This window comes from Lysinibacillus sp. GW823-FHT02G10 (assembly GCF_058797135.1).
Window position 1 is genome coordinate 884467 of the sequence record NZ_JBXAJI010000001.1, and the last position, 25095, is coordinate 909561.

Consider the following 25095-nt stretch of genomic DNA (forward strand, 5'->3'; position numbering starts at 1 on the left):
GGTTCAAATTTTAATAAAGAATCGACCGTACAAATTCTTCTTTGTAAGAATTTGTTTTTTTATGTTCCGTCATAACTTTATCGCGAGGAGGCGATTGATTGCCTATACTTACTAAGGATTGCATTCATATTTTTGACGATTATGTTGCCCTTCAAACAGCTTCAGCCATGAAGGTTGTATCCTCAGCCATGCATAACCCAGGCTTTGGTCATTATACGCATCTGATGAATCGAACGGTGCCTATTACCTATGATGAACGACAGCCACATCAGGAATTGCTGCAGTTTTTGCAGGCACAGCATTTCCCGCATGACAATACAGTGGCTATGATGACGGCTGTCCAAGCCAAGTTTGCGACTATTCGTGACTTTACATATGAGGGAATCCACCTTGTCATTATGATTACCGCAGGGCTTGGCAATGCGGTGGATATTACCCGTGCTTTTCAACGAGAGGAGCAGTACCATGCAGGCACCATTAATACTTGGGTGCTGATCAATGGCAAGCTGTCTGATGAGGCACTTTTTCAGGCAATGATTTCAACTACGGAAGCCAAGGTCAAGGCTTTAGTAGATGAAGGTGTTACGGATCCTACGACAGGCACGCTAGCTACAGGTACATCTACTGATAGCTTGCTTATTGCCTCGACAGAAGAAGGGGACTTCCATCAATATGCAGGTCCCATCACTATGCTTGGTAAGGTCATTGGCTATGGTGTTTATGAAACGATGTGTGAGGCGGTTAGAAAATACAAAAAAGATAAAGAGGAGAGGTCTAAATGATTGCTATCGTGATTGCCTGCATCATAGGGCTTATTTTTGATTTAGTAGTAGGGGACCCTCCGAAGCTTCCTCATCCTGTACGCTGGATTGGACACTTGATTCAATCGCAAACAGCTTTATGGAATAAGGGCAAATGGCGCAAGCTACGTGGGACAGTGATGGCACTTGCTGTTGTTGGCACGACCATGTTTGTGGTGACGCTAATTCTATTACTAAGCTATCAGGTGAGTATCATTTTTGGCATCCTTGTAGAGGGTCTGCTGATTGGTATCGGACTGGCACAGCGGAGCTTGAAGGAGGCGGCGATGGCTGTCTATGAGCCGCTTGTCAAAGGGGATTTTGCCGAAGCACGTGTTAAGCTGTCTTGGATTGTCGGACGTGATACCGATAAACTAGGTGAGGATGAAATTGTGCGTGGTGTGGTAGAAACGGTTTCTGAGAATACAAGTGATGGTGTGACAGCTCCACTCTTTTATGCCTTTCTATTTGGGGCAATTGGTTTATGGGGCTATAAGGCTGTCAATACCTTGGATTCGATGGTGGGCTATAAAAATGAAAAATATAAAGACTTTGGTATGTTTTCAGCCAAGCTTGATGATGTCCTGAATTTTATTCCAAGTCGCATTACAGGCTTACTGATCGTGCTTGGTACGAAAAATGAAACAGATCGTTCGCTTGGCAAGCGCTTAAAGCGTTGGGTACAGGACGCTAAGAAGCATCCTAGTCCAAATAGTGGCTATTTAGAGGCAGCGACTGCAGTGCAGCTTGGTGTACAGCTAGGAGGAAAAAATACGTATCAGGGCGTTGTTTCTCATCGAGCAATTATGGGGGAAAAATTAGTGCCATTAACGAAAGAGCATATTGCAACGTCCATTATTCATATGCGTATTGCCACAGTGCTGTTTGCGCTTGTTATGTTAGCAGTGGAGGTGTTAATTTATGCGGTTACCTAATCACGGAGCAAATCCGCAAAATGTTTATCAGCAATTAGGCTTAACGATGCCTGAGGTGGTGTATGATTTCAGCGAAAATGTCAATGCGGCAGGACCACCAGCCTTTGTGGAGGCACGTTGGCGTACTTTTTATCCACTAATTCAGCGCTATCCAGATCCAGATGGGGAGCCTTTTTTAACGAAGGTCGCTGCTTTTCATCAAGTAGCAAAGAATACGATTTTACTAGGCAATGGGGCTTCAGAGCTTTTTAGTGTACTAGCAAGACGCTATGCCAATAAGCGTGTTATCATTGTGCATCCAACTTTTTCAGAGTATGAGCGAACATTGCGTGCTGCAGGTGCTACGATCGTTCCTATTGTCGTGACAGATTTTATCAATTACACATTGCCATTAGAGCAGCTACAGCAGGAAATGATGACGGCAGATGCTGTTTATCTTTGCACGCCTAATAATCCGACTGGCGTACTGCCAAATAAGGAAGATTTACTCGCCTTAATCGCACACGGAGCAATCGTTAACTGTGAGCTTGTTATCGATGAGGCATTTATGGATTGGGTAGATGAGGCGCATTCGCTGATTCAATTTAGTGCACAAAACCCACATGTTATTGTCGTTCGTTCGATGACTAAAATGTATGCGATTCCAGGTTTACGACTTGGGTATTTGGTTGCGCATGCTACAATTGTGAGCGCCTTAAAAGAAATGCTACCGCATTGGAATTTAAATGCCTTTGCGCTTGTAATTGGGGCAAGCTGTTTAGACGAGCAGCACTATTGTCAGCAGGCAATTACCTATGCCGCTGCGCAAAGGGAATGGCTGCATCGTTACTTACAGGACAATGGCTGCCAAGTAACGAATAGTGTGACGAATTATGTGTGCTTCTCCTTACCGAAAACACAGCAAGCAGACGCCTTTTTCACCTATTGTCTTGCACAGGGGGTTGTGCTGCGTCACACAAAAAACTTTCAAGGCTTGCAGGGTGAGTGGTTCCGTATTGGCATAAAAGACATTGCAGCCATGACATCTTTACATAATTGTCTACAAACGTGGTTTAACCTAAATAAGGGGAGAGAAAAGTGACAACTTTTTATCTAGTAAGACATGGGGAAACACAATGGAATCAGGAGCATCGACTACAGGGGTGGCTGGATTCTCCATTAACGGAAAACGGTAGAGCAGCGGCTGAAAAACTTCACAAGCAACTGCAACAGATTCCTTTTACCGCTGCTTATTGTAGTTCAAGTGGTCGTGCAAGAGAGACGATGGCTATTTTGATGGCCAATCGCAAGCTGCCTATTGCCTATGAAGATGATTTACGGGAGATCTATTTAGGGAAATGGCAGGGGCAGACAATCGACGATATACTGGCGACACATAAGCTTGATTATGAGCTATATACGAACTACCCTGCGCAGTTTGTGGCGAGTCATACAGAAAGCTTTGGAGCTGTAACAGAAAGAGCGATGTTTACATTAAAAAAAATAGCAGCCCAACATCACAATGAAACGATCCTCATTGTCTCCCACGCTGTAACGATTAAATGCATTATCAATGCTATTTTACAGCGCAGTATTAGTGAGCTATGGGCGGCCCCATACATTCATGGGACAAGTGTGACAGTGATTGAACGGCAAGGTCAACAATGGCTTGTGAAGGATATTGGTAATTTACATCATTTACAATAGGAGGTGTCCTACATGGCGCTTATTTTTATTACAGGTGGTGTACGTAGTGGTAAATCCCATTTTGCCGAGCAAGCAGCGCTTCAGCATTATGAGGCACAGGCATGTACAGCGAAACGCTTGCTCTATTTGGCTTCGGGTATTGCCTTAGATCATGAAATGGAAAAAAGAATCTTACGGCATCAGGCAGATCGCCAGGCACAGCCTGTACAATGGCTGACGGTGGAGGCTCCCTATGCAATTTCTGAAGTATTTGAGACATTTCAGGATGGAGATGTGGTGCTGTGGGATTGCGTGACAACTTGGCTGACCAATGCTTTTTACGAAGGCTATGACAAGGGGACACCCTGTTTACAACAGCCTGGTTGTTTAGCTAAGAAGCTACAGGCCGTCAAGCAGGCGATCCAATCACTACTGAAGAAGGATTTGACTTTTTTTGTGGTATCCAATGAACTGTTTGATGAACCTCCTTATGCTAGTGATGAAGTAGAATTATACCGACGAACGCTCGGACAGTTCCATCAATGGTTGGTTTCTATGGCACAGGAGGCCTATGAAATGAACTATGGCATTGTAAAGAGATGGAAATAATCAAGAAGGAAGGCAAGAGGATGAAAAATTTTTGGCATAGCCTCCTACTGGCATTTCAATTTTTTACGGTATTGCCAGTACATAAAGAGCTTCCGCTAACAAGGTCCACCATCACAGGCATGTTTGCTTGCTTACCGTGGATAGGTGCTTTAATGGGAACAACGGTGGCAGCTGTGCTTTATAGTCTTATGCAGTGGACAGCCAGCAGTGAAGTGATGCTAGCTTTCACTGTGATAGGGCTATTTGCTTTATGGACAGGTGGTTTGCACTTAGACGGCTTTATTGATATGGGCGATGCCTATTTTTCCTATCGAGATCGAGAAAAACGATTGGAGATTTTAGATGACCCCCGTGTGGGAGCGTTCGGAGTATTGGCTGTGGTGTTTTTATTAATGGGGAAATTTGTTATTCTACATGAGCTTTTAGTGCAGCAGAAGTTCGACTTGTGGATGGTGATATTCATTCCATTTCTAACAAGGGTGGGCATGAGCTTTTATTTTATGTCACTCCATTGCTCAAAGGAAAAAGGTCTTGCTTATTTTTTTAAGTCTCATATGAATGCTAATCGATTAAAAGTGATCATGCTGTTATCGCTCGTATTGGCGATGACGGTTGTTTTTATCAGCACGCAGTTCTTACTTCTTCCTGTTGTCCTAGTCGTCGTTTTAGCCATTGCACTTTTTATTTTTCGACAATTTACGTTGCGTAATTTTGGTGGAGTATCTGGCGATTTACTGGGTGCCTCCATTGAAGGGATGGAGGTTGTGCTATGGGTGACATTGTTACTGTGTGCTTAATTCGGCATGCGCCTACAAAAGAGAATCTTGAAAAGCGTTACCTTGGGTGGACGGACGCACCATTAGCAGATACAGCCAAGCTTGCTGTTGTGGATGCATTGGTTAAAAAGGTATATGGCAGTGATCTACAGCGCTGTCGACAAACGGCTGCTCATTATTTTCCCAATGCTAGCTACCAGGCAGAGGCATCCCTTCGAGAGACGAACTTTGGTGCATTCGAAGGGAAAACCTATGAGGAGCTAAAAATGGATGCTCACTATCGAGCATGGATAGATGATCCAATCCGTACACCCCCTCCACAAGGTGAGGCATTCGATGGTTTTATGAAACGTGTTGTAGATGGATTTCATTATTTACCGAAAAATGAGGATAGCTATTATTTAGTGGTTCATGGTGGGGTTATTCGTGCCTTACTTGTTGCCTTTGCGCCAACAGAGCAGCCCTTTTGGTCCTATCAGGTGCCACATGATAAACAATTTGTTTTAACATTTACTAGAAAGGCTTGGGAGGAGGGAGCACGATGCATGTCTTTATCGGAGGTGCCTATAACGGCAAAACCGACTATGTGAGGCGCTTGTATGAACAGCAACAGATGGTTATGATTGCTGGCGAACTACCTAAGGGAGCGCCCGCCTGTGATGTCCTTGTCCTAAAGAACTTAGAGAATTGGCTTGTGACACAAAACTTGGAGGAAGATGAACTAATCGTTCAAAAGGTGCTAGCCACATTACAAGAGCTTGAGCAGCATTGCACACTCGTACTTATTGTGACGGATATGGGGCGTGGGGTTGTGCCAATGGAAAAACAAGCCCGACAGCTACGCGATACCTGTGGTCGACTATATCAAGCTTTGTTCAAGGAAGCGGAGCAAGTTGTACGGATTTGGTATGGAATAGCTGAGCCATTGAAGTAAAGTAGACATTCAACAGAAAAGAGGAAATAAATGGAACGACAAAAATTAAGAAAATTGATTTTGACGGCGATGGTAGCGGCCATCTGTGCAGTAGGAGCAATGATTAAAGTACCAGCGTTTATTTCAACGGCTGCGCTGGATTCGGCCCCTGCCTTTTTAGGTGTTGTCTTTCTATCCCCCATCTTAGCAGGGGTTGCTGGATTAATCGGCCATTTTATTACAGCATTAACATCTGGATTCCCCCTAGGACCTTTACATATTATTATTGCGGTAGAAATGTTGATTGTCGTATGGGTCTTCGGGGTGATGCATAAAAAAGGCATGCACTTTTGGAAATGGCCAGTTGCCTTAGTATTAAATGGTATTGTTGCGCCACTACCATTTTATTTTATTATTAGTCCAGCATTTTTCTGGGGTGCTTTAGGTAGTATTCTAATGGCAACGGTGATCAATTTAATCATTGTTGCGGTAGTAATGCCCGTCCTATCAAAGGTTTTTGTGTGTAAGGAAGGTCGTGCACAGTGAGAAATGCGATGAAAGTAGGGGCATTCATTGCGACCATGGATAATGCCGCAGCCATTGGACAAAAACCGCAAGATGTTGTGTCGGCACCAGACCAATTGACAGCCTACATGACAGCCCGTGTAACGTTTTTAGAACAGCTTGCTGCACAGGCACTACCTATTCAAGTTCTACTTGCGAATTTTTCTGGAGATGCCGCATGGTCTCGCTATGAAAAAGGTATACAGCAAGTGTTTGCAGAGGCAGGTCTTACATGCCCAGCCATTACGGGGAGTACGGAATCCAATATGCCTACATTGCAGTCAGGCTTAGCTGTTACAATGCTTGGAGAAATTCAGCAGCAGCGTCGAGCATTTGACCACGATCAGCTTAGCTGGTACACCTATGGCCTGCCGCTTGTGGGTGAAGAGGTGTTGGCACAGCCTAAAGATGTGGCGCAGTTGCTGCCTGTTTTCAAGGCATGGCAGTCAGAAATTGTTCAGCAAGTATGGCCAGTCGGATCGAGGGGGTTGCAAGGAGAATTTGCCCGTCTGTTTGGGGAGCGACATGTGGAATGCGCCCTTGATGGTGCAAAATCAGCAGGCCCCTGTACAGTCATTTTGCTAGGCATTTCTCCAGACAATGAGTCACAGGCACAAAAAATTTTCCTGCGAAATTTTGAGAAACTACGCATTTCTGAAAAGTGATGGGGCTTGTTTTGAGCAAATGATCGCATCTTGGGACAGGGCTAGATAACCCAGAGCAAGTGTTATTTTACTTCGATATGATTCTTGCTCTGGGTATTTCCTTACTTATTGACAGGATGACGCTGAATCTAAAGTAGCTGGCTGTTGCTTGTAAAGGAAAAGGCTCGCTATGTAGTGTGAGGAAGTCGCTCTTAAGCAGGGCAAACCCGCTCAAAAGTGGAAGAAGGCCGCTCCAAAGAAGGGAAACCGCGCTCCAAAGTTGAAGGAAGTCGTTCTTAAGGCAACCTCGCCCGCTCCACAGCGAATGAAAGCCGCTCATAAGAAGTGGAACTTCGCTCTAAAAAGTCACCACCCTCCAAAATCTGCTTAGAAATTAGATTTTTTCTCCTTATGAAGACACTACACCACAATCAAACCACCCCAATAATATTACGAGACCCGAAAAATTATTTATCAAATGGGAATGATTTTCAGTTATAATAAGGAACGAATGGGATTTAAATAGAACGGAGACGAATGTATGCAGGCAGTTAAACAATTAGGGCAGTATTTGGGGCCTTATAAATTTTTCACGCTGATTGCACCGTTATTGATGGTGCTAGAGGTGACGATGGATTTAATTCAGCCGACCATCATGCAACATATGATTGATACGGGGATTGCCAATGGGGATAATCGTTACGTATTGAGTATGTTTGTGTGGATGCTTGGCAGTGCAGTGCTCGGACTTATTGGTGGGGTTGGTTGCTCGTATTATAGCTCGAAGGCGGCGATTCATTTTGCCTCGGACATTCGACAGGCTCTTTATGAGAAGATGATGACTTACTCAGCCAAGGAGCGAGATGCTTTTACAACGGGGAAGCTGATTACGATTTTAACGAGTGATGTGGAAAGTATTCAGCGTGCCTTTATGATGACGCTGCGTATTTTTGTGCGTGGGCCCTTGCTCTTTATCGGCGCAGTGATTATTGTGTTTGTCACAGCACGTGAGCTTTTTTCCATATTGCTCATTATCGTACCAATGTTGGTTATAGCGATGTATTTTTTTACGAAGTATTCGGGTGTGCTGTATCGTCGTGTTCAGGAGGCCATTGATGCCGTCAATACGAAGCTACAGGAAAATTTGGCGGGTATTCGTGTAGTTAAAGCCTTTCGCCGTGAAACACAGCAGGTAGCACAGTTTGGAGAATTAAATGAGGCGTTGACGAAACGTTTTATTACAGCTGAGCAAATTGTCGGCGTGCTTGTACCCTTTACGATGTTTGTTGTCAATCTAGGGATTGTAGCCGCGCTTTGGCTTGGAGCCATTAAGGTAGACGCGGGTACACTGCAAGTGGGTGTTATTCTTGCATTCATCAATTATTTAACGATTATTTTAAATGGACTGATGTCCTCTAGTATGGTGCTGATGCAAATAGCGCGAGCCTTGCCTTCAGGAGAACGCATTGTGGACGTGTTAAACAAAGAGATTGCTGTTAAGGAAGCGGAACATGCGCTGACCGATCCAATAAAAGGGGCCATTGACTTTGATCAGGTGAGCTATCGTTACTATGAAACAGCTGAGGATGTCCTCAAAAAGATTTCATTTTCGGTGAAACCAGGGCAAACGGTCGGCATTATTGGAAAAACAGGTAGTGGTAAATCGACGCTGGTGAAGCTATTACCTCGCTTATTTGATCCCTCTGGTGGCGAAATCCGCATAGACGGAAAACCGCTAAAATCCTACTCACTCGCAACCCTACGTGAGCATATCGGATTTACCTCACAGAAAGCATTATTGTTCTCAGGACCGATTGAAAAAAATATTCGTCTCGGTAAGGATAATGCTACAGCTGAGGACATACAGCAGGCATTAGAGGCGGCCTGCGCCAGTGAATTTGTAGAGCGACTTGATAAGGGCTTAGCACATGAATTATCACAGGGTGCTACGAATCTTTCGGGTGGGCAGAAGCAGCGCCTTGCATTAAGTCGTGCGTTTATTCGAAAGCCTGCTATTTTGGTGTTGGATGATACAACGTCAGCGTTAGATAGTGCATCAGAACAACAAGTGCAGCGAGCTATTGCCACCTATTATCAAGACACAACGACCTTCATCGTAGCGTCGAAAATTGCCTCCATTCAGCAGGCAGATGTTATTTTGGTACTAGAGGATGGCGACATTGTTGGGCAAGGAACCCATCAGCAGCTTCTACAATCAAATGCGCATTATCAAGCAATTTATGCGTCACAGCAAAAGGCTGGTGAACAAGGATGAGTCAAGGTCAACCAAAGCAAATGAATTTTGGACGTGGACCGCGTATGGGGGGACCAGCTGAGAAGGCGAAAAATCAAAGGGAGACATTGTCACGTGTATGGCATTATGTCAAGCAACAAAAAATAGGGCTGTTTTTCTCTATCTTTTTTGTCATTGCCTCGACCTTTTTAAGCCTTGCGGGGCCCTATATGATTGGGCATATTATTGATGATTACATTATGAAAAAGGATATCGACGGAACGATTCGTTTAGGCATCCTGTTGGCCGTTATTTTTTCAGTAGCCTCTATTCTGACATGGCTGCAAACCTATGTCATGATTCATGTGGCGATGAAAACCATTCGGACATTACGTCTGGAACTATTTCAAAAACTTCAGACACTGACATTACGTTTCTTTGATCAGCGTGCACTTGGGGATTTAATGAGCCGTGTGACCAACGATATTGATAATTTAAATACAGCACTTGCGCAAAGTGTTACGCAAATCGTGTCGTCCATTTTAACTGTAATCGGTGTCAGTATCGCCATGTTTACATTAAGCTGGCAATTAGCAATCGTGACATTGATTATTATTCCGCTGATCGTTTTCACAACCAAGCAAATCATTAAACGCAGCAGTAAAAATTATGCAGCACGACAACGAGATCTCGGGAAGCTCAACGGCTATATTGAGGAAATGATTACAGGTTCGGAGGTACTTACGCTTTTTGGTAGGGAGCAGCAAACGATTGATACGTTCCATCAGCAAAATGAAAATCTACGAAACTCTGCCCAACGAGCAGAAATTACCTCTGGCTTACTAGGTCCGATTAATAACTTTATGAATAATTTAGGCCTTGCCATCGTCATCGGAACAGGTGCCTTTTTAGCAGTAAAGAGTATTGTTACAGTGGGGATTATTGCCGCCTTTGTGACATATACACGGCAATTTTTCCGTCCGCTTAATCAGCTATCTAATCTATTAAACACCTTCCAGTCTGCTATTGCTGGGGCAGAGCGTGTTTTTGAGATACTAGATGAACCCTCAGAGGTAGCCGACAAGCCTAGTGCTATCAAGACGGCATCGCTCAAGGGGGATGTTGTTTTCAAGCAAGTATCATTTAGCTATGAGCCAAATAAGCCTGTGTTAAAAAACATTGACTTCCATGCCAAGGCAGGAGAGACATTTGCTCTTGTTGGCCCAACAGGCTCAGGCAAAACAACGATTATCAATTTATTAACACGTTTTTATGACGTCGATCAAGGTGAGATTTTAATTGATGGGCATAATATTGAGCACTATCAGATGGCGACGATTCGCCAAAGAGTCGGTGTGGTTTTACAGGACACCTATTTGTTCTCGGGAACGATTCGTGAAAATATTCGCTTTGGTAAGCTAGATGCGACAGATGAAGAGGTTGTGGAAGCGGCAAAAATTGCGAATGCCCATCATTTTATAAAATATTTACCTGCCCAATACGAAACACCCGTGCAGGCAGGAGGAGCCAATTTAAGTCAGGGGCAGCGTCAGCTTATTGCGATCGCCCGTGCAATTTTAGAGAATGCAGATATTTTAATTTTGGATGAAGCGACATCCAGCGTGGATACCCAAACAGAGGTCGATATTCAAAAAGGCTTACAGCATTTAATGCAGGGACGCACAAGCTTTGTCATTGCCCATCGTCTGAAAACAATCGAAAATGCCGATCAAATCCTCGTGATTCAGCAGGGAGAAATTGTCGAGCAGGGCAATCACAAAGAGCTGATGCAGCAGCAGGGGATCTATCGTCATCTTCAACAAAAACTATTGTTAGAGCAGGTAGAATAGGGAATAATAAAGGTACATCTTCCAGAGGGCGAGGGATTGACATGTATGAATTAAAGACCAAAGAAACCGATGTAAGTGTCATTGAATTTATTGAAAGTGTAGACCATCCAAAAAAGCGAGAAGACGCCTATCGATTATTGGACATTTTTACAGAGGTCACAGGCTATGAAGCCAAAATGTGGGGACCGAGTATTATAGGCTTTGGTAAATATCATTACAAATATCAAACAGGCCATGAAGGGGATGCCCCACTAGCTGCCTATTCCCCTCGCAAAGCGAAAATTAGCTTATATTTTGCTCCAGGGGATGAACGAGAGCAACTATTACAACAATTTGGTAAACACACAACAGGAAAAGCCTGCGTTTATATTAATAAGCTAGCTGATGTGAATGAAGACATCTTAAAAGCCCTTATACAACAAACCATCGATTTTTTACGAAAAACCTATCCAGATGCTTAATCAAGAGAGCTGCCTATTAGTTAGGTAGCTTTTTTGTATGAAATTTATCTATTTTCTTCAAAAGTTTAGTAGAAATTTATTTTTACCGTGTATCCTTGCAAGTATCAACGAAAAGAGGAGATACGTATGAAAAAGAAAGCAAAGAAAATGATTGTCTATATGGGGGTATTGATTGTGCTTGGAATGGTGATAATTTGTATTTATCACTATAGCTTAATACAGAAGGAGTCAGCTATTTTACAACCTAACGGCACATTAAACAATGTAGATGGTCACAATCTCCATGTTTATCAGGAGGGGGCTGGCGAGGATACATATATTTTTATGGCTGGCTCAGGTATCGCAGCACCCGTATATGAGCTAAAAGGGCTGTATCGTAAGTTTTCACAGCATCATCAAATTGCAGTAGTGGATCGAGCTGGCTATGGCTATAGCGACGTAGCCCATGATGATAGAGGAATCGATACGATTTTAGCGCAAACACGACAGGCACTTCTGCAAAGTGGGCTTGAACCGCCCTATGTCCTTGTGCCACATTCCATTTCAGGGCTAGAGGCCATTTACTGGGCGCAAAAATACCCAGAGGAAGTAAAGGGCATCATCGCGCTAGACATTGGCCTACCTAGTCAATATGTAAAGCATAAAATGGGGACGGTCGATCGTTGGAGGGTGAGAGGCATGCACCTCGCTACTAAACTCGGCTTACATCGACTTTTGCCAACACAGGTCTATAATCCGCAAGTACTTCAAATGTCGTTTTTAACAGCACAGGAAAAGGAAATCTATCAGGCGTTGTCCTTTAAGCAATTTTTTAATGAAGATATGCAAAATGAGCTGTTGCAGGTCTACGAAAATAGTTTACAATCAGAACAGCTCAAAAAGCCGCAAGACACGCCTATCTTACTGATTGATGCGATTGCGGAAGAAAACAAATATTCGAAATATACGAAGCAAAATCGGCAGGATTATGCTGACTTTGCAAAGCAATTCACTTATGCACAGGTGAAAGAGGTCAGTGGGACACATAGTATTTATCTCTATCAGCCAGATGAAATCTATCAACTGGCAATGGAATTTATGAAAACAACGGGTGATGAGAAAGGTCGATAAGTATGAAAGGATTTAGAATCTTAATTATAGAAGACGATCACATGATTGGTGATCTACTGCAAAAAATAGTACAGCGTGAGGGCTATGAGGCAATCTGGAAAACAGATGGCAAGGATATGATGGCGCTGATTCAGCAGGTGGATTTAGTCATAATGGATATTATGCTGCCAGGAGAGGATGGCTATCAATTAAGCAAAAATATTAAACGTTTAGGCTTAAATATTCCAATCATTTTTCTATCGGCACGTAATGATATTGAAAGTAAGCTAGAGGGGTTGATGGTCGGCGAGGATTACCTGACAAAGCCATTTGATCCGCGAGAGCTGTTGCTAAGAATGCAAAAAATGCTAGCACAACAGTATGGTACACTTACGCAAATTCAGCATTTATTGATCGATGGGGAGCGCCGTCAAGTATTTCATCATAGCATCCATGATGAAATCGCCCTAACAGCGATTGAGCGAAAAATTTTCTTTTATTTATTTGACAATCGAGATCGAGTATTAACAAAGGAACATTTTTTTGATTATCTTTGGCCACTTGATGAACGCAATCATAATATTTTGAATGTCCATATTAAAAAAATTCGAACAAAGCTACAAGACCCAGCAGGCATTATTGTGCAAAATATTTATGGAGAAGGGTATCGTTTAAATACCTATAATAAAAAATGACCTTAAAAACAAAATACCGTACTTTGTTATTTGTAGCCATTGGGAGTGTGCCTGTTGTACTATTAGGCATTAGTGTGGCCATGTCAATTTTGTATGACAAGGCCTTTAAAATGAAAAATGACGGCATTCCGTTTCATGAGTCCTATGCCTATCCTGTGATGCTGATTGCGTTTGTGCTAGCGTTAGGAATGCTCGCATGGCTATTTTCCACATCGATTCATTCGTTACTATCCAAAATTACACTACTTAATAAAACAATACGAGAACTAGCAAGTAATGAGCGAATACCTGACACGTTAACGATAAAAAGTGAGGATGAAATTGGACAGCTTAGCCAATCTGTCAATCTTTTAATTGAACGTACAACTTACCGAGAATTAGAGCTTGCCCAGCAGCAGGAGCTTCAAAAAGAGTTGCTACAAAAGTTGCGACATGACATTCATACGCCGTTAACGGCTATCCGTTTGCAGCTGTTTTATCTAGAGGATCAGCTACAGGGGCAGCCCAAATTGGTGGAATCCTTACATGCACAAATTCAATATATCACGAATTTAACTAATGCATTTCAGTTACAGTCCTTTGATACAAGTGAACAGTCCTATGTCATGCAGGAGGAGGTTCAACTTGTCCCATTGTTACAAATGATGATAAAGAAGTGGCAGTATCTATATCGCATGCAGAATATTACGCTGCATTTTCAGCACGATGATTTACAAGCAGCTTGGCTTAGCAATGAATTGTGGCTACAGCGTTTATTCGATAATGTCTTTCAAAATACATTAAAGCATGCCCAAGCATCCAAGCTAGAGGTGACGATTAAGGACGGGCAAGTTGTCATGTGTGATGATGGTATTGGCTTTACGACGGAAGATGAGCATGGCGGACTTGGGCTTAAAATCATTCAGGATATTGCTAAAACATTGAATATCGAAGCTTCCTTACAATCAAACAAAAATGGCACGACCTTCTACTTTACACACCAATAAAAAACAACGGCAGCCTTTGCCGTTGTTTTTTCTTTTACACTGATTTTCGTTGCTGTAGTAAGAACAGGGCAAGTCCTAGTAAAATGACCACAATACCGATCCCCTGTTGAACGGAAATCATCTCATCTAAAATAAAATAAGCTAATATACATGTGCCGATTGTTTCGCCTAAAATACTCATGGAAATCACCGTTGTACTTAACCATTTCAATAGCCAATTAAAAATGGTTTGCCCGAAAATCGTTGCAATGACAGCCAGCCCTACAAGGGACCACCAAGTGGAGGCTGAATAATCGAAAAACGATTCTTTCATAAAGAGGGCATAAACGGCTAAAAAGATCGAGCTACTGCCATAGCCGATAATAGAATAGGGAATGAGCGATAAATCCTTGCGCACTGATTGCCCAATAAAAAAGTAGGCTGTAATAATACCTGCCGCAATAAAGGCAAGAATATCGCCATAAAGGGCTTGTCCACTAATCTGGAAATCTTGCCAGCCAATAATGAAGCAGCCGATGATCGCTACGAAGCAGCCAACAATCGCTCCTTTTGAAAATCGCTCTTTAAATAAAAAATAGCTGCCTATTAAAGAGAATAGTGGCTGTAGTGTCACAATAACGGTTGAACTAGCCACAGATGTGTAGTTTAATGATTCAAACCATAACACATAATGACAGGACAAAAATAAGCCTGATAAAATGCCGAGTCCCCATTGTTTTTTCGAGAGACTTGTAAGCTCCTGCCGCAAGCTCTTCTGTGCCAATAAAAATGGAAGAAGAACTAGCATCGCAAAAAATAGTCGATAAAAGGCTGTAATCGCTGGTGGTGCATCAGCTAGCTTAACAAAGATTGCTGAGGTAGATAATGCAAATACTGCAAAAAATAACGAGATGTAATAAAACATGATGTACTCCTAAGCATTTACAAGATTAATAATGACAAACCTATTATAGTGTAGTCCGCATGAATAATATAGGGTTTTTAGAATATTAGCACAAAATAGGTTTATGGAGCTAATTCTGCTCAAGCAAGGATTCAATGACCTGTTTTAATTGCAGGATGAAGGGCTGCTTACTGTCATCTTTTTTATAGATATAAACTGTTTCAATCACACTGTGAAGCCCATCTAAATCATAAAAATGCAGGTCGGGACAAGGATAAAGTGCTAGTAATTTGGTATTTAATACAGCCAATGTATGCTCGATTTCAAGAAAATCTAAAATACTACTAACTGATTTAATTTCCTTCATCGTAAAAGGTACCTGCTTGTCAGTGAGCCATTGTGCTAATGCATGGGTATACATGCAGCCCTTACTTAAAACAAGCAATGTGACAGGTGTTCGTTGATCAAAGTCAATGATATGAGCGGAGCTTGAGATAACTTCAAACGTCTCTGTGGCTAGTACATCATAGTGTAGATCGCTATAATGCTTGATTGGATTACTTGTCAATGCACAATCTATTTCCGCCAGATGAACTTTGTGATTTAAGGCTGTACTTGATTCCACAGTGAAATCAACATCTATCGGACTTCGACTAGTTTGCAGTGCGTTCATGATGGATGGTCCATATATTTTTATGGTTGTATGAGATGTACCAACCAAAATGCTCGTTTGTGTAGGGCCGATGGTATGTAAAAAGTCTTCATACTGCTCGGCAACTTTCTTTAAAAACTGTAAATAATGTTGACCTACCTCTGTCAGCTTTAAGCCTTGGGGTGTTCGTTTAAAGACGTCCTGCCCAATTTCACGCTCCATTTTTTTCACCTTTGCTGTTAAGGCAGATTGTGTATAATTGGTGATTTCAGCCGATTTACTCAAGTTTTGCCTCTCTAAAAGCTCCATTTTTAAGGCAATTTCTTCAATGTTCATGTTGTTCCTCACATACCTATAGATTTTTTTAATAGCCGCTATCATTTTCCTCCATTTTACGTACGCTAGCTGTCCACGTACACTCTAGATAATGAAAAGGTAGACTGCAAAAGCAGTAACCTGATGGAGGGTTATTATGCATACATATTATCGATGGGTCATCTTGCTTGTGGCTACACTTTCGCAAACAGCCGCAACCTTTGTGACCTACGGAATGGGGCCAGTTGCCTCTTTTTATCAAATGGAATGGCACTTAACGTCCTTCCAGACAGGGCTAATTGTTTCAGCCGTCAATATAGGGCCAATTTTCTCCATGCTGCTATTTGGTTATCTCATGGATAAAAAGGGAGAAAAGCAGATTATTGGATGGGGCTCGATACTACTGGGCCTGTCAGCCTTATTGCTAATACCCGTGAATCATTATACGACATTGCTTCTCGTATTAATAGTTGTGGGGATATGGTATGGCAGTGCGCAAACAGGTGGCAGTACTGCTATTGTGAAATGGTTTCCTAACAAGCATCGAGGACTTGCTATTGGGATACGCCAAACAGGTATTCCGATTGGAGGTGCATTGGCTTCCACTTTGCTGACCTATTTGTATCAACATCATCATCTTTCCTCTGTCCATTTAGCACAGGGCTTGATGGCGGTTGGTGGGGGACTATTATTTTTATTGCTGTACAAAGAACCAAAACAGCATGACACCGCTACGGCACCTCTCATTCCTTTTAAAGAGAAGATGCGTGCTATTCGGCACAATCGGGCGCTCTATCCTTTATTTTTTGTGGGCATGGTTATGATGTCCCTCCAAATGATTATCATAGCTCACTTTATGAGCTATTTACATCATGAAGGTGGGTATACATTAACCGAGGCAGGGCGCTATTTAAGTCTGATTTTATTTGGTGGGATGTTTGGGAGAATTGTACTTGCTTGGATGAGTGACCATTATTTCGCTCAAAAACGAGAGCCATTATTAGTGCTCGTCATGGTCGCTACATTCCTGATGGTTGGCTTTTTGCCCTTTGTCATACATAGCAAGGGCCTCATGATTTTATTTTGCAGTTTATTTGGGTTTTTAGCGCTTGGCTGGTATTCCATATATATCACTTGTGTCACGGAGCAATCCGATTCGCAAGCAGTAGGACTAACTGTTAGTGCAGCGTTAACGATTAATCAGTTCTTTATTGTCTTGGCACCAACGGTTTATGGTTTATTGGTTACTGTTTTTTCCAGCTATCAGCTCGCTTTGGATGTTATCGCTGTGATGGTTATACTGGGGGCATTTCACTTATACAGAACATCCCAAGGTAGTCTAACTTCTGAAAGTTCGGTAAAATAATGGAAAAGAGGAAATGGAGGTTGCGACGAATGACCAGTTCAATTTGGATTGAGGCAAAGATTGATAAAGTATGGCAGGCGATTACAGAGGAGCAATCCCTCTCCCGATGGTACGCACCAGGCTCCATATGGGACATCCCTATACTAACAGCTGGGGAAAAGATGACATTTACCTTAATGCCAAATGCGCATAACCAGCTTTCTGAAAAACTGCCGATGGAGCTAACGATTCAGCAAGTGAAGAAAAATGAGGAATTTTCCTTCTATCTAGAAGTTCCTGAAACATTGATTGCTATTACGCTAGCCCAACAGGGTAATGGCACTACGGTGAGCTTTAATTCGTCAGGCTATGATGCCTCTCTTGCGAATTTAAAGGCATTGCTGGAGGGGCATGACATTCCTTATCAGTAAGCCTCTCTACGTCTTAGGTCTTAGATGAATTTCGAGCGGAGGGTCGTATTTTAATTTCCTCCCTTCTATATAATGAAATTATTGGTAGATTATACGGTGGGAGGAAATAATAGTGAAAAAATTAGTGGGTTTAGGTGTCGTGATAGGCACGTCAGCATTGGTATTATCAGGGTGCTTTTCCTTTATTCCAAATAAAATGCGAGAGGAAGCCATTTTGGTGGAAAAGGATAAAGCGAAAGCATTAGAGGTAGACATTGATTTAGGTGTTGGCGAAATGAATGTATCGAGTGGTGCAAAGGAATGGGTTGAGGGCAACGCAGAATATAATGTAAAAAAGCTAGCCCCTCAGGTAGACTATGATCTACATGGCGATACAGGAGAAGTGGAAATCAAGCATAAGGGCTCAACAAGGCTGGGGCTCTCCAATATTAAAAACACATGGGCGATTCAACTGAACGACAGCATCCCCATAGATCTGAATGTGGAAACGGGTGCCTCTCTTGCCAATCTTGATTTACAGGGTCTTCAGCTGGAAAAGCTCGATATTGAAGCGGGTGTCGGTGATCTAACGGTTAATCTAGGTGGCGACTGGAAAAAGAGCTTTACAACGACTATTGAAACAGGTGTCGGTCAAACAACAGTTATTTTACCTTCAAAGGTTGGCGTGAAATTAACGACAGAAAAAGGCATTGGCTCGTCTAATGTGGAGGGCCTTATATCAAAAGGGAATGGTGTCTATGTCAACGAAGCTTACGACAAGGCGGATGTCTTGCTAGAGGTCAATTCGGAATTGGGCATCGGGGAAATTACCTTTAAGTTAGATCGATAGAAAATGGAGTAGGCTACTTGATTGAAAGAATACCTGCACCTCAATAACCATAATAGGAGCGTCAAATACATCCTTTGTATTTGACGCTTATTTTATGGTAGTTTTAAGAAAGCAATGTTTCAAAGGAGCGAATAGATGAAGACCTATACATACAAGCAACCAGCGGCCATCGAGTCAACAGACACCGTTACTATTTTAAATGAAGCGGGGGAGGTATCATCCACCGTTCAACGCGTGTATTCTAATGCACTAAAAAAAGCATTCGATAAAACGATGGACTATCGTTATTTCGTTCGTTTTGATGTTCACGATCGCAATGATCAGCCGCTTTTTACATGTAAAAAAGTATCCCGTCGCGGGCGCGTGCATTTCCGTGGCAAGGATTTGGTAACAGGTAAAGACTATATGATTGCCTATGATGGCTGGCAAATTATGATTCCTGATTTAGTTATTACCGATGGCGAACAGCAGATCAAGCTCAACAAAGAAATGGAGGACTGGTCTGTTTTTACTGTGAATGAACAGCCTATCGCACGCTGGCAAGCGACTTTCTGCGAGACGCATTTTGACATTACACTACAAATTGAAGACAGCAGTCCCATTCAGCAGGAAGCCTTTTTTATTGCCATCGGACAGGCAGTGCTGTTTGTTGGGGCTTAAATAAAGGAAGATGGAAGAAAGGGCTTGATGAAATGCTAAACATATTACCAGCAAAAGAGATTTATTTACAGGGAAATGAGCATGCCCTATTGCTTTTACATTCCTTTACAAGTCATACAAGAGATATGAAGACAGTAGCCACTGCATTACATAACCAAGGCTATACTTGCTATGCGCCGCTGTATCGTGGACATGGCACTCATCCAGAACAGTTATTACACTATCAGGTAGACGACTGGTGGCAGGATGTAGTGAATGCTCATCAATTTTTATTGGATGAAGGCTATCAAAAGATTTCGGTCATCGGTCTATCCATCGGGGGAATTTTCGCGTTGAAGCTTGCTCAATTAGAAAGGCTCGAGCAAATCATTGTCTTATCTGTGCCGTTTGATAAGGAGCCAGAGCAATTAAAACAAAGGATTATTGACTATGCCCATAATTACAAAACAATAGAGGGCAAGCCACCACTTCAAATCGCTCAGGAAATGGAGCCATTTGAGAACATGCCATTACATGCAATGAACGTATTCCAAACATTTATCCAAGCAACGATGGAACAGCTTGATAGAATTATCATTCCTATCGCTATCTACTATGGTGAAAAAGACGATGCCTTATACACGCAAAGTGCTGAAACGATCTATCAGCACGTTCATTCATCTAGAAAGCAGAAGAAAGGCTTTGGAAATTCTAAGCATCTCATGACATTAGGACGAGATCAAGAGGCTATCATAAAGGAAATGATAGAATTTCTTCAAATTTAGGGAGAATTTCATTTATAAAATGAGTGAGGGTGCTCCGCTCCAAAGAGGGGTAAAAGCGCTCATTCAAGAGAGAGCCCCGCTTCTAAAAAAACAGCCACCTCTATCCATAGAGGGGCTGTTTTACTTATATTTCCAAGATCTCATTCGCTAATTTTTGTCTGCTCATCCAGTAGCCTTGGAGGGTAAAGACAATGAGTGTTGACCCTAGGAAGGCGAGACTTGTGAGGCCCAATGTTAGAAAGTCATAGGACATCGGCGAGCCATCATCAATGAAGCCTAGCATCCTCGTTAAGACGAACCCTAGAAATGTCCCGACCGTGAGACCATAAAGGACAAACGATAGGACTTGTGTCAGTATGAGCTTCATCAGCCCATTTGGTGACAGACCAATTAATCGTTGGATGGCATAGTCACTGCGTTTTGTATAAATGGTATGCAGTAATGTTTGGAGGACACCAAGACCCGTGGCAGCTATTAAAATAACAAAGACGCCAACAAATAGGCTCCACCGTTGGAAGAACATTACATTGGATTGTGCTAATATGGTCGCTTTATCTGTCAACTTCAGGGCTGGCCAGCGCTCTTCCAAGAATGACAGCTCCGCCAATGTCTGCTCTGGGTGGGATGTTTCGACCATAATGTCTTCGATAATTGGGTGATCCTGTGCCGTGAGGAATGATGACCAATCAACGATTAAATCAGCACGGTGAATAGGTGTATCAGTAATTCCTATAATTTGTAACTCACCAGTAGGCATATCCTGCCGGGCAGTAAAATCATAGGTACCCATCGTTACACGATCACCCACTGCCAAATGATAACGCTCGGCAAAGCCCTTTGTCACGACAAGGCCATTTTGCAAATTTCCTTCCTCAATTTGAGGCAACTTCTTTAATTGCATAAATTTCTTAATATCAATGGTTGTATAGTTCTCTGGTAGCCATTCATCGCCGAGTTGTAGAGCAATATACGCATTATTACTTTGTGTATACGCGTACTGTACGCTTGGCAATGCTTCTATTTCCTCTATCATTGCAGGCGTGATAGTTGGATCATTTAATTCATTATTGATTTTTATGGCTGTTTCGTATTGTGATTCTGTGTAGGCAAGGTCATTGTGTTGTAAGGTTTTCATTAATGAACTTCCAAAGGTTAAAATAACCATTAATCCTATCATGCTGAGCACCACGGGCATATTTTTGCGTACTTGTGGCATGAGCTGCTGGCATGCTAAATAGGCTTCCTTGCCAAGTACCCTTCGAATCGGCTTTAAAGCCAGATGAAGGATGGCTGTAAATAGATAGGGGATTAGTAACAGTAAAATCCCACATACAAGTAGTGTTCCGAGTAATATAAACAGGGCACCTTGATCGCTTCCTGTCCCAGCTAAATAGGCTTGTAAAAAGAAGAAGGTAGCTGACACACCTACAATACTGACAATAATTGTTTTCCATTTTGTCCAACGCAGCTCTAAATTTTCATTATCTGTCGCGATTTGTAATGGCAGTAGTCGAGAGCTTTTCGCTACTTGCCATTTTGTCATCACTTGAAGAATGATGAAGCTGGAAAGGGCAATTAAAAGAATAAACACAATAGGAAGCTCTGTTTTAGCTTCGGGTAAATGCAAAAAGCTAATTAATTGTGGTAGCCAGCTTTTTATTATCACAAGGCTCAGCGTTGTTCCAAGTGTAACGCCAAAGCTAATAATCAGTGATAGTTGGAGCTTGACTATACGTCCAACCTGTTTCGCGGATGCCCCGAGAGCCCGTAAAATCATGAGCTGCTCTTTAATTTTATAAAATAATAGCTGGAATGTGGACAGCAATAGGACACTTGAAATGAGTAAAATAAAAACGGATAGTACAATCATAAAAACCATTAAGCTCTGTAAATTTCTTTTAATGACATCGTAATCACTCATAACATCAACACGTAATGTTTCATCCAGTTGTTTGATTTCTGCGCCTACTGCCTTGGCACGCCCCTCATCAGTTTTAATGAGCGCAAATATGCCTGCCGTTTGTGGCTGACTGTTGTTCATCCATGCCTTAACTACGTCATTCGCTAAGAGGATGATATTAGGGCTGTCAGTGCCTTTCATCGTCGGTAAAATTTCTTGCACGATAAAATCCTTTGATTGAATATGAATGGAGTCCCCAACTCGTTTGTTGAAAAGACGGGCAACATTTTCCGAAAGAATGGCATCGTTCGGTCCAAGATTGACCGCAAAATGGTAGCGACTTTTCACAAGGTCATCATTTTCGACGCCAACGGTATAAAATGCGGTGTACTTTTCATGTTCAACGATTGTATGAGCTATCGATAAGCGGGACACTTGTGTGACACCGGCTAGAGTAGAAAGCTCCTCTATTTGATTTGTCGTCAACAATTTTTGCTGATCGGGATTATAACCAACCATTAAATCCATTTCCCCATACAACGCTTGGATGTCTGCCTTCATCTGGCTATTCGCATTCCAAATGTAGACGGTCATCGTCATCACCAGGCAAATCGAGATCGTAATAATACTAATACTCGTTAGGACATTTGCCCAAGCGGCACGAAAAAGCTTGAGGGCAATATTGCGCATCGTAAACATTAGCGATCCTCCCTCGTTATTTCCTTGAATTTCATTAGAATACAATCTAAATCCTCTTCATTTTGCCGGTTTTGATAGGAATCCACAATCGCCCCATCATGGAAGAACAATACCCGATTGGCATAGGTAGCCACATAGGGGTCATGTGTGACAAGTAATATCGTTTGCTGGTTCTTTTTTTGCAGAGCAACAAGCAGTTCTAAAATTTCATCTGTTGTATGAACATCCAAAGCCCCCGTTGGCTCATCTGCCAGTAAAATAGGAGGATTGGCAATAATCGCTCGCGCAATGGCGACACGTTGCTTCTGTCCACCAGAAAGCTCATGTGGTCGATGCTTTGCCCAAGCAGCGATGTTTAAGGTTTCCATCATGTGCTGCACACGCACCTTAATCTCCTTGCTAGGAATATCATTTAAAATAAGGGGAAGTGCAATATTATCCTCGACGGTTAAATCCTTTAGCAGATGAAAGGATTGGAAGATAAAGCCGATATTTTCTTTTCGAAATTGCGATGCTTTTGGCTCTTGATAAATAGCCTGCGCTTCCTTGCCAAATAAAAATAATGCTCCATCTGTTGGCTCATCGATTGCACTGATCATATTCAGAAGAGTACTTTTACCAGAGCCGCTTGTCCCCATAATCGCCACCATTTCTCCTTGATAAATGGTGCAATGGATATTTTTCAAGGCATTCACAGTATGATGCTTTTGCTGATAAATTTTGGACATCCCTTCAACACGTAGCACCTCTGTTAAACGTCCTTCAGGGATGGGTATTGCATTAATGACTTCTTTCAGCGGATTGAACCCACTCATCGAGATATGCCCCCTTTAATTGTTGTCGTAATGCATGCAAGCCACGGCGAATATGTGTTTTCACGGTACCTTCAGGGCATTGCAAAATCGCCGCAATATCCTTGACAGAGTAATCTTGATAAAATCGTAGCAATAACACCGTTTTGTACTTTTCCTCGAGCTGGCAAAGAGCCTGCCATAAATCCAGCTCTTCTTCGATGTATGTAGGAGATGCGCTTGTTAAATCCTCGAAAGTTTGTGGTTCAACAGGCATAACTGTTTTTTTCTTCGCAATATAGGTTTTACAGCAATTTATCATAATGCGGGTAAGCCAAGTGGCAAAATAGTGAGGCTCCTTTAATTGCGGTAGCCCCTCATAGGCTCGAATAATGGTTTGCTGAAAAACTTCTACGGCGTCGTTTTCATTTTGTACGTAGACATAGGCCATTCGGTAAAGCTTATGCTGCTCCTGCTCAATGAGCTGATAAAACGCCTGCTCATCACCTTGTTGGGCTAAGGCTACAAGAGTTTGTTGGGTGCTCGTAATGAAAATCGCCTCCTTTTCAACCATTAGACTCAGCAAGTCATCATTTCGATTCAAGTTTTTTATTTTTATTGAGAAACGTCATAAGCATACCCATTTAATAGAAGGTTATCAATTTACTGCTATAATGATAGTGGCTTCATCAAAAAAAGGAGTGAGTTTATGAGCAGAAAGCCTATTTATGTCGAGATAGACATTCAGGCTCCTATAGAGAAAGCATGGGATTATACACAAAATCCTCATCTGCATGAGCAATGGGATTTACGTTTTACATCGATTACATATATTCCGAAAAAAGCACCCGAGGAGCCACAGCGTTTTACCTATGAAACGAAGGTAATGGCAGGCTTACAGGTAAGCGGCTGGGGAGAAAGCAAGGGGGAGCATCATAAAGAAAATGGCACGCGAACATCCTCACTGCATTTTGGTACGCCTCAAAAGCGCTCACCCATAGCGGAGGGAAAAGGCTATTGGCAATATATCCCGCATCAACAGGGGCTGACATTTCTGACCCAATATGATTATGATACACGCTATGGCAAGCTTGGCGTATTCTTTGATTTATTTTTTCGTCCATTAATGGGGTGGGCGACGGCACTCAGCTTTGACGTTTTAAAAAGATGGCTAGAAAAAGGAGAAAATCCTACCGCACAGTATAGTCGATTCTTTTTAACGATGCTTCTGTGTCTATTCTTTTGCTTTGTCTGGTTCTATCATGGTCTTGTACCGAAGATCATCCATTTGCATCCGCAGGAATTAAAGATGACCGCTTCATTACTAAACCATGCAGATCAGCTAGTTATGTGGATAGGGGTTGCGGAAATTCTCTTTGCTTTTTGTTGGCTTTACCCGCGAGGAAAACGCTGGCTCTTTGGCATGCAAATCATCGTTTTTCCGCTCTTGACGATAGCTGCTATTGTTGCGGACCCGACAAGTGTACAAGCACCCTTTAATCCACTTACCTTTAATAGTGCTTTATGGGTGTTGTCGATTGTCGGATTTAGCTTAAGTAAGGATGTACCGAGTGCTAAAAGTTGTAAAAGAAAGCGAGGATAACAA

At 42.3% G+C, this 25095-nt stretch carries 27 protein-coding genes; 22 read left to right on the forward strand and 5 right to left on the reverse strand.

Annotation, left to right across the window (positions count from 1 at the left end; translation table 11 throughout):
• Positions 1 to 98: 98 nt before the first annotated feature.
• The 16 genes from AC1RFD_RS04480 (at position 99) to AC1RFD_RS04555 (ending at position 14220) form a co-directional block, all read left to right on the forward strand.
• Positions 99 to 782 carry an adenosylcobinamide amidohydrolase gene (locus AC1RFD_RS04480; protein WP_048390626.1) on the forward strand — a complete coding sequence of 228 codons (684 nt, stop codon included), beginning with the start codon at positions 99 to 101 and terminating at the stop codon, positions 780 to 782.
• On the forward strand, positions 779 to 1735 hold the full coding sequence (gene cbiB / locus AC1RFD_RS04485; RefSeq protein ID WP_103117929.1) for an adenosylcobinamide-phosphate synthase CbiB: 957 nt from the start codon (positions 779 to 781) through the stop codon (positions 1733 to 1735). The genes AC1RFD_RS04480 and cbiB overlap by 4 nt, the downstream gene beginning before the upstream one ends.
• Positions 1722 to 2816 carry a pyridoxal phosphate-dependent aminotransferase gene (locus AC1RFD_RS04490; RefSeq protein ID WP_048390630.1) on the forward strand — a complete coding sequence of 365 codons (1095 nt, stop codon included), beginning with the start codon at positions 1722 to 1724 and terminating at the stop codon, positions 2814 to 2816. The genes cbiB and AC1RFD_RS04490 overlap by 14 nt, the downstream gene beginning before the upstream one ends.
• The gene (locus AC1RFD_RS04495) at positions 2813 to 3421 is read left to right on the forward strand and encodes a histidine phosphatase family protein (protein WP_048390631.1); all 609 of its coding nucleotides are present in this window, start codon (positions 2813 to 2815) and stop codon (positions 3419 to 3421) included. The genes AC1RFD_RS04490 and AC1RFD_RS04495 overlap by 4 nt, the downstream gene beginning before the upstream one ends.
• 12 nt (positions 3422 to 3433) lie before the next feature.
• Complete coding sequence (locus AC1RFD_RS04500; RefSeq protein WP_492474547.1) at positions 3434 to 4009, forward strand: bifunctional adenosylcobinamide kinase/adenosylcobinamide-phosphate guanylyltransferase; 576 nt, start codon at positions 3434 to 3436, stop codon at positions 4007 to 4009.
• A gap of 20 nt (positions 4010 to 4029) precedes the next feature.
• Positions 4030 to 4806: an adenosylcobinamide-GDP ribazoletransferase gene (cobS, locus tag AC1RFD_RS04505; protein ID WP_054548802.1), complete on the forward strand. Its 777-nt coding sequence runs from the start codon at positions 4030 to 4032 to the stop codon at positions 4804 to 4806.
• On the forward strand, positions 4779 to 5375 hold the full coding sequence (locus tag AC1RFD_RS04510; RefSeq protein ID WP_492474548.1) for a histidine phosphatase family protein: 597 nt from the start codon (positions 4779 to 4781) through the stop codon (positions 5373 to 5375). Before cobS ends, AC1RFD_RS04510 begins: the two co-directional genes overlap by 28 nt.
• The gene (locus AC1RFD_RS04515) at positions 5327 to 5719 is read left to right on the forward strand and encodes a bifunctional adenosylcobinamide kinase/adenosylcobinamide-phosphate guanylyltransferase (RefSeq protein ID WP_305193850.1); all 393 of its coding nucleotides are present in this window, start codon (positions 5327 to 5329) and stop codon (positions 5717 to 5719) included. Before AC1RFD_RS04510 ends, AC1RFD_RS04515 begins: the two co-directional genes overlap by 49 nt.
• Before the next feature lie 30 nt (positions 5720 to 5749).
• Entirely contained in the window at positions 5750 to 6244 is a 495-nt protein-coding gene (locus AC1RFD_RS04520; protein WP_492474549.1) for an ECF transporter S component, read from the forward strand.
• Entirely contained in the window at positions 6241 to 6927 is a 687-nt protein-coding gene (locus AC1RFD_RS04525; protein WP_492474550.1) for a hypothetical protein, read from the forward strand. The genes AC1RFD_RS04520 and AC1RFD_RS04525 overlap by 4 nt, the downstream gene beginning before the upstream one ends.
• Positions 6928 to 7447: 520 nt before the next feature.
• The gene (locus tag AC1RFD_RS04530; RefSeq protein ID WP_492474551.1) at positions 7448 to 9181 is read left to right on the forward strand and encodes an ABC transporter ATP-binding protein; all 1734 of its coding nucleotides are present in this window, start codon (positions 7448 to 7450) and stop codon (positions 9179 to 9181) included.
• Positions 9178 to 10989, forward strand: a complete 1812-nt coding sequence (locus AC1RFD_RS04535; protein WP_492474552.1) for an ABC transporter ATP-binding protein — start codon at positions 9178 to 9180, stop codon at positions 10987 to 10989. The genes AC1RFD_RS04530 and AC1RFD_RS04535 overlap by 4 nt, the downstream gene beginning before the upstream one ends.
• 41 nt (positions 10990 to 11030) lie before the next feature.
• On the forward strand, positions 11031 to 11450 hold the full coding sequence (locus AC1RFD_RS04540; protein WP_004228761.1) for a DUF1801 domain-containing protein: 420 nt from the start codon (positions 11031 to 11033) through the stop codon (positions 11448 to 11450).
• A 126-nt stretch (positions 11451 to 11576) separates the two neighbouring features.
• Positions 11577 to 12560, forward strand: a complete 984-nt coding sequence (locus AC1RFD_RS04545; protein WP_115673716.1) for an alpha/beta hydrolase — start codon at positions 11577 to 11579, stop codon at positions 12558 to 12560.
• Between the two features lie 2 nt (positions 12561 to 12562).
• A complete protein-coding gene (locus AC1RFD_RS04550) occupies positions 12563 to 13234 on the forward strand; it encodes a response regulator transcription factor (RefSeq protein ID WP_115673717.1) in 672 nt (223 codons plus the stop codon).
• A complete protein-coding gene (locus tag AC1RFD_RS04555; RefSeq protein ID WP_054548761.1) occupies positions 13231 to 14220 on the forward strand; it encodes a sensor histidine kinase in 990 nt (329 codons plus the stop codon). Before AC1RFD_RS04550 ends, AC1RFD_RS04555 begins: the two co-directional genes overlap by 4 nt.
• Before the next feature lie 34 nt (positions 14221 to 14254).
• Here AC1RFD_RS04555 and AC1RFD_RS04560 read toward each other — a convergent pair whose 3' ends face one another.
• Both AC1RFD_RS04560 and AC1RFD_RS04565 read right to left on the reverse strand, forming a co-directional pair.
• Positions 14255 to 15124: a DMT family transporter gene (locus AC1RFD_RS04560; protein WP_048390652.1), complete on the reverse strand. Its 870-nt coding sequence runs from the start codon at positions 15122 to 15124 to the stop codon at positions 14255 to 14257.
• 109 nt (positions 15125 to 15233) lie between these two features.
• Positions 15234 to 16091 (reverse strand): LysR family transcriptional regulator, encoded by an 858-nt coding sequence (locus tag AC1RFD_RS04565; protein WP_115673718.1) that lies wholly within the window; start codon positions 16089 to 16091, stop codon positions 15234 to 15236.
• A gap of 136 nt (positions 16092 to 16227) precedes the next feature.
• Here AC1RFD_RS04565 and AC1RFD_RS04570 point away from each other — a divergent pair, with 136 nt between their 5' ends.
• The 5 genes from AC1RFD_RS04570 to AC1RFD_RS04590 all read left to right on the forward strand — a co-directional run bounded on the left by AC1RFD_RS04570 (position 16228) and on the right by AC1RFD_RS04590 (position 20099).
• Complete coding sequence (locus AC1RFD_RS04570; protein ID WP_054548758.1) at positions 16228 to 17436, forward strand: MFS transporter; 1209 nt, start codon at positions 16228 to 16230, stop codon at positions 17434 to 17436.
• Between the two features lie 29 nt (positions 17437 to 17465).
• Positions 17466 to 17846, forward strand: coding sequence for an SRPBCC domain-containing protein (locus tag AC1RFD_RS04575; protein WP_048390658.1), 381 nt, complete (start codon positions 17466 to 17468; stop codon positions 17844 to 17846).
• A 112-nt stretch (positions 17847 to 17958) separates the two neighbouring features.
• The gene (locus tag AC1RFD_RS04580; RefSeq protein ID WP_054548757.1) at positions 17959 to 18675 is read left to right on the forward strand and encodes a toast rack family protein; all 717 of its coding nucleotides are present in this window, start codon (positions 17959 to 17961) and stop codon (positions 18673 to 18675) included.
• Between the two features lie 135 nt (positions 18676 to 18810).
• Entirely contained in the window at positions 18811 to 19335 is a 525-nt protein-coding gene (locus tag AC1RFD_RS04585; RefSeq protein ID WP_054548756.1) for a tubby C-terminal domain-like protein, read from the forward strand.
• A 32-nt stretch (positions 19336 to 19367) separates the two neighbouring features.
• The gene (locus AC1RFD_RS04590) at positions 19368 to 20099 is read left to right on the forward strand and encodes an alpha/beta hydrolase (RefSeq protein ID WP_054548755.1); all 732 of its coding nucleotides are present in this window, start codon (positions 19368 to 19370) and stop codon (positions 20097 to 20099) included.
• A 124-nt stretch (positions 20100 to 20223) separates the two neighbouring features.
• Here the strand turns inward: AC1RFD_RS04590 and AC1RFD_RS04595 are convergent, their stop codons facing one another.
• Genes AC1RFD_RS04595 through AC1RFD_RS04605 form a run of 3 tightly spaced genes read right to left on the reverse strand, consistent with a single transcriptional unit; the run spans position 20224 to position 24093 of the window.
• A complete protein-coding gene (locus AC1RFD_RS04595; protein WP_492474553.1) occupies positions 20224 to 22698 on the reverse strand; it encodes an ABC transporter permease in 2475 nt (824 codons plus the stop codon).
• Complete coding sequence (locus AC1RFD_RS04600; protein ID WP_376748000.1) at positions 22698 to 23426, reverse strand: ABC transporter ATP-binding protein; 729 nt, start codon at positions 23424 to 23426, stop codon at positions 22698 to 22700. The genes AC1RFD_RS04595 and AC1RFD_RS04600 overlap by 1 nt, the downstream gene beginning before the upstream one ends.
• A gap of 52 nt (positions 23427 to 23478) precedes the next feature.
• The gene (locus AC1RFD_RS04605; protein ID WP_310794740.1) at positions 23479 to 24093 is read right to left on the reverse strand and encodes a sigma-70 family RNA polymerase sigma factor; all 615 of its coding nucleotides are present in this window, start codon (positions 24091 to 24093) and stop codon (positions 23479 to 23481) included.
• Positions 24094 to 24198: 105 nt separating this feature from the next.
• Between AC1RFD_RS04605 and AC1RFD_RS04610 the strand changes: the two genes are divergently transcribed.
• Positions 24199 to 25092, forward strand: a complete 894-nt coding sequence (locus tag AC1RFD_RS04610; RefSeq protein ID WP_115673723.1) for a DoxX-like family protein — start codon at positions 24199 to 24201, stop codon at positions 25090 to 25092.
• Positions 25093 to 25095: the final 3 nt, after the last annotated feature.

Bases quoted from the DNA above. Each gene is read 5' to 3' on its own strand.
- cbiB (WP_103117929.1), top strand. From the start codon at position 779: ATGATTGCTATCGTGATTGCCTGCATCATAGGGCTTATTTTTGATTTA.
- AC1RFD_RS04490 (WP_048390630.1), top strand. From the start codon at position 1,722: ATGCGGTTACCTAATCACGGAGCAAATCCGCAAAATGTTTATCAGCAA.
- AC1RFD_RS04500 (WP_492474547.1), top strand. From the start codon at position 3,434: ATGGCGCTTATTTTTATTACAGGTGGTGTACGTAGTGGTAAATCCCAT.
- cobS (WP_054548802.1), top strand. From the start codon at position 4,030: ATGAAAAATTTTTGGCATAGCCTCCTACTGGCATTTCAATTTTTTACG.
- AC1RFD_RS04510 (WP_492474548.1), top strand. From the start codon at position 4,779: ATGGGTGACATTGTTACTGTGTGCTTAATTCGGCATGCGCCTACAAAA.
- AC1RFD_RS04515 (WP_305193850.1), top strand. From the start codon at position 5,327: ATGCATGTCTTTATCGGAGGTGCCTATAACGGCAAAACCGACTATGTG.
- AC1RFD_RS04520 (WP_492474549.1), top strand. From the start codon at position 5,750: ATGGAACGACAAAAATTAAGAAAATTGATTTTGACGGCGATGGTAGCG.
- AC1RFD_RS04530 (WP_492474551.1), top strand. From the start codon at position 7,448: ATGCAGGCAGTTAAACAATTAGGGCAGTATTTGGGGCCTTATAAATTT.
- AC1RFD_RS04535 (WP_492474552.1), top strand. From the start codon at position 9,178: ATGAGTCAAGGTCAACCAAAGCAAATGAATTTTGGACGTGGACCGCGT.
- AC1RFD_RS04540 (WP_004228761.1), top strand. From the start codon at position 11,031: ATGTATGAATTAAAGACCAAAGAAACCGATGTAAGTGTCATTGAATTT.
- AC1RFD_RS04545 (WP_115673716.1), top strand. From the start codon at position 11,577: ATGAAAAAGAAAGCAAAGAAAATGATTGTCTATATGGGGGTATTGATT.
- AC1RFD_RS04550 (WP_115673717.1), top strand. From the start codon at position 12,563: ATGAAAGGATTTAGAATCTTAATTATAGAAGACGATCACATGATTGGT.
- AC1RFD_RS04555 (WP_054548761.1), top strand. From the start codon at position 13,231: ATGACCTTAAAAACAAAATACCGTACTTTGTTATTTGTAGCCATTGGG.
- AC1RFD_RS04560 (WP_048390652.1), bottom strand. From the start codon at position 15,124: ATGTTTTATTACATCTCGTTATTTTTTGCAGTATTTGCATTATCTACC.
- AC1RFD_RS04565 (WP_115673718.1), bottom strand. From the start codon at position 16,091: ATGAACATTGAAGAAATTGCCTTAAAAATGGAGCTTTTAGAGAGGCAA.
- AC1RFD_RS04570 (WP_054548758.1), top strand. From the start codon at position 16,228: ATGCATACATATTATCGATGGGTCATCTTGCTTGTGGCTACACTTTCG.
- AC1RFD_RS04575 (WP_048390658.1), top strand. From the start codon at position 17,466: ATGACCAGTTCAATTTGGATTGAGGCAAAGATTGATAAAGTATGGCAG.
- AC1RFD_RS04585 (WP_054548756.1), top strand. From the start codon at position 18,811: ATGAAGACCTATACATACAAGCAACCAGCGGCCATCGAGTCAACAGAC.
- AC1RFD_RS04590 (WP_054548755.1), top strand. From the start codon at position 19,368: ATGCTAAACATATTACCAGCAAAAGAGATTTATTTACAGGGAAATGAG.
- AC1RFD_RS04595 (WP_492474553.1), bottom strand. From the start codon at position 22,698: ATGTTTACGATGCGCAATATTGCCCTCAAGCTTTTTCGTGCCGCTTGG.
- AC1RFD_RS04600 (WP_376748000.1), bottom strand. From the start codon at position 23,426: ATGTCCAAAATTTATCAGCAAAAGCATCATACTGTGAATGCCTTGAAA.
- AC1RFD_RS04610 (WP_115673723.1), top strand. From the start codon at position 24,199: ATGAGCAGAAAGCCTATTTATGTCGAGATAGACATTCAGGCTCCTATA.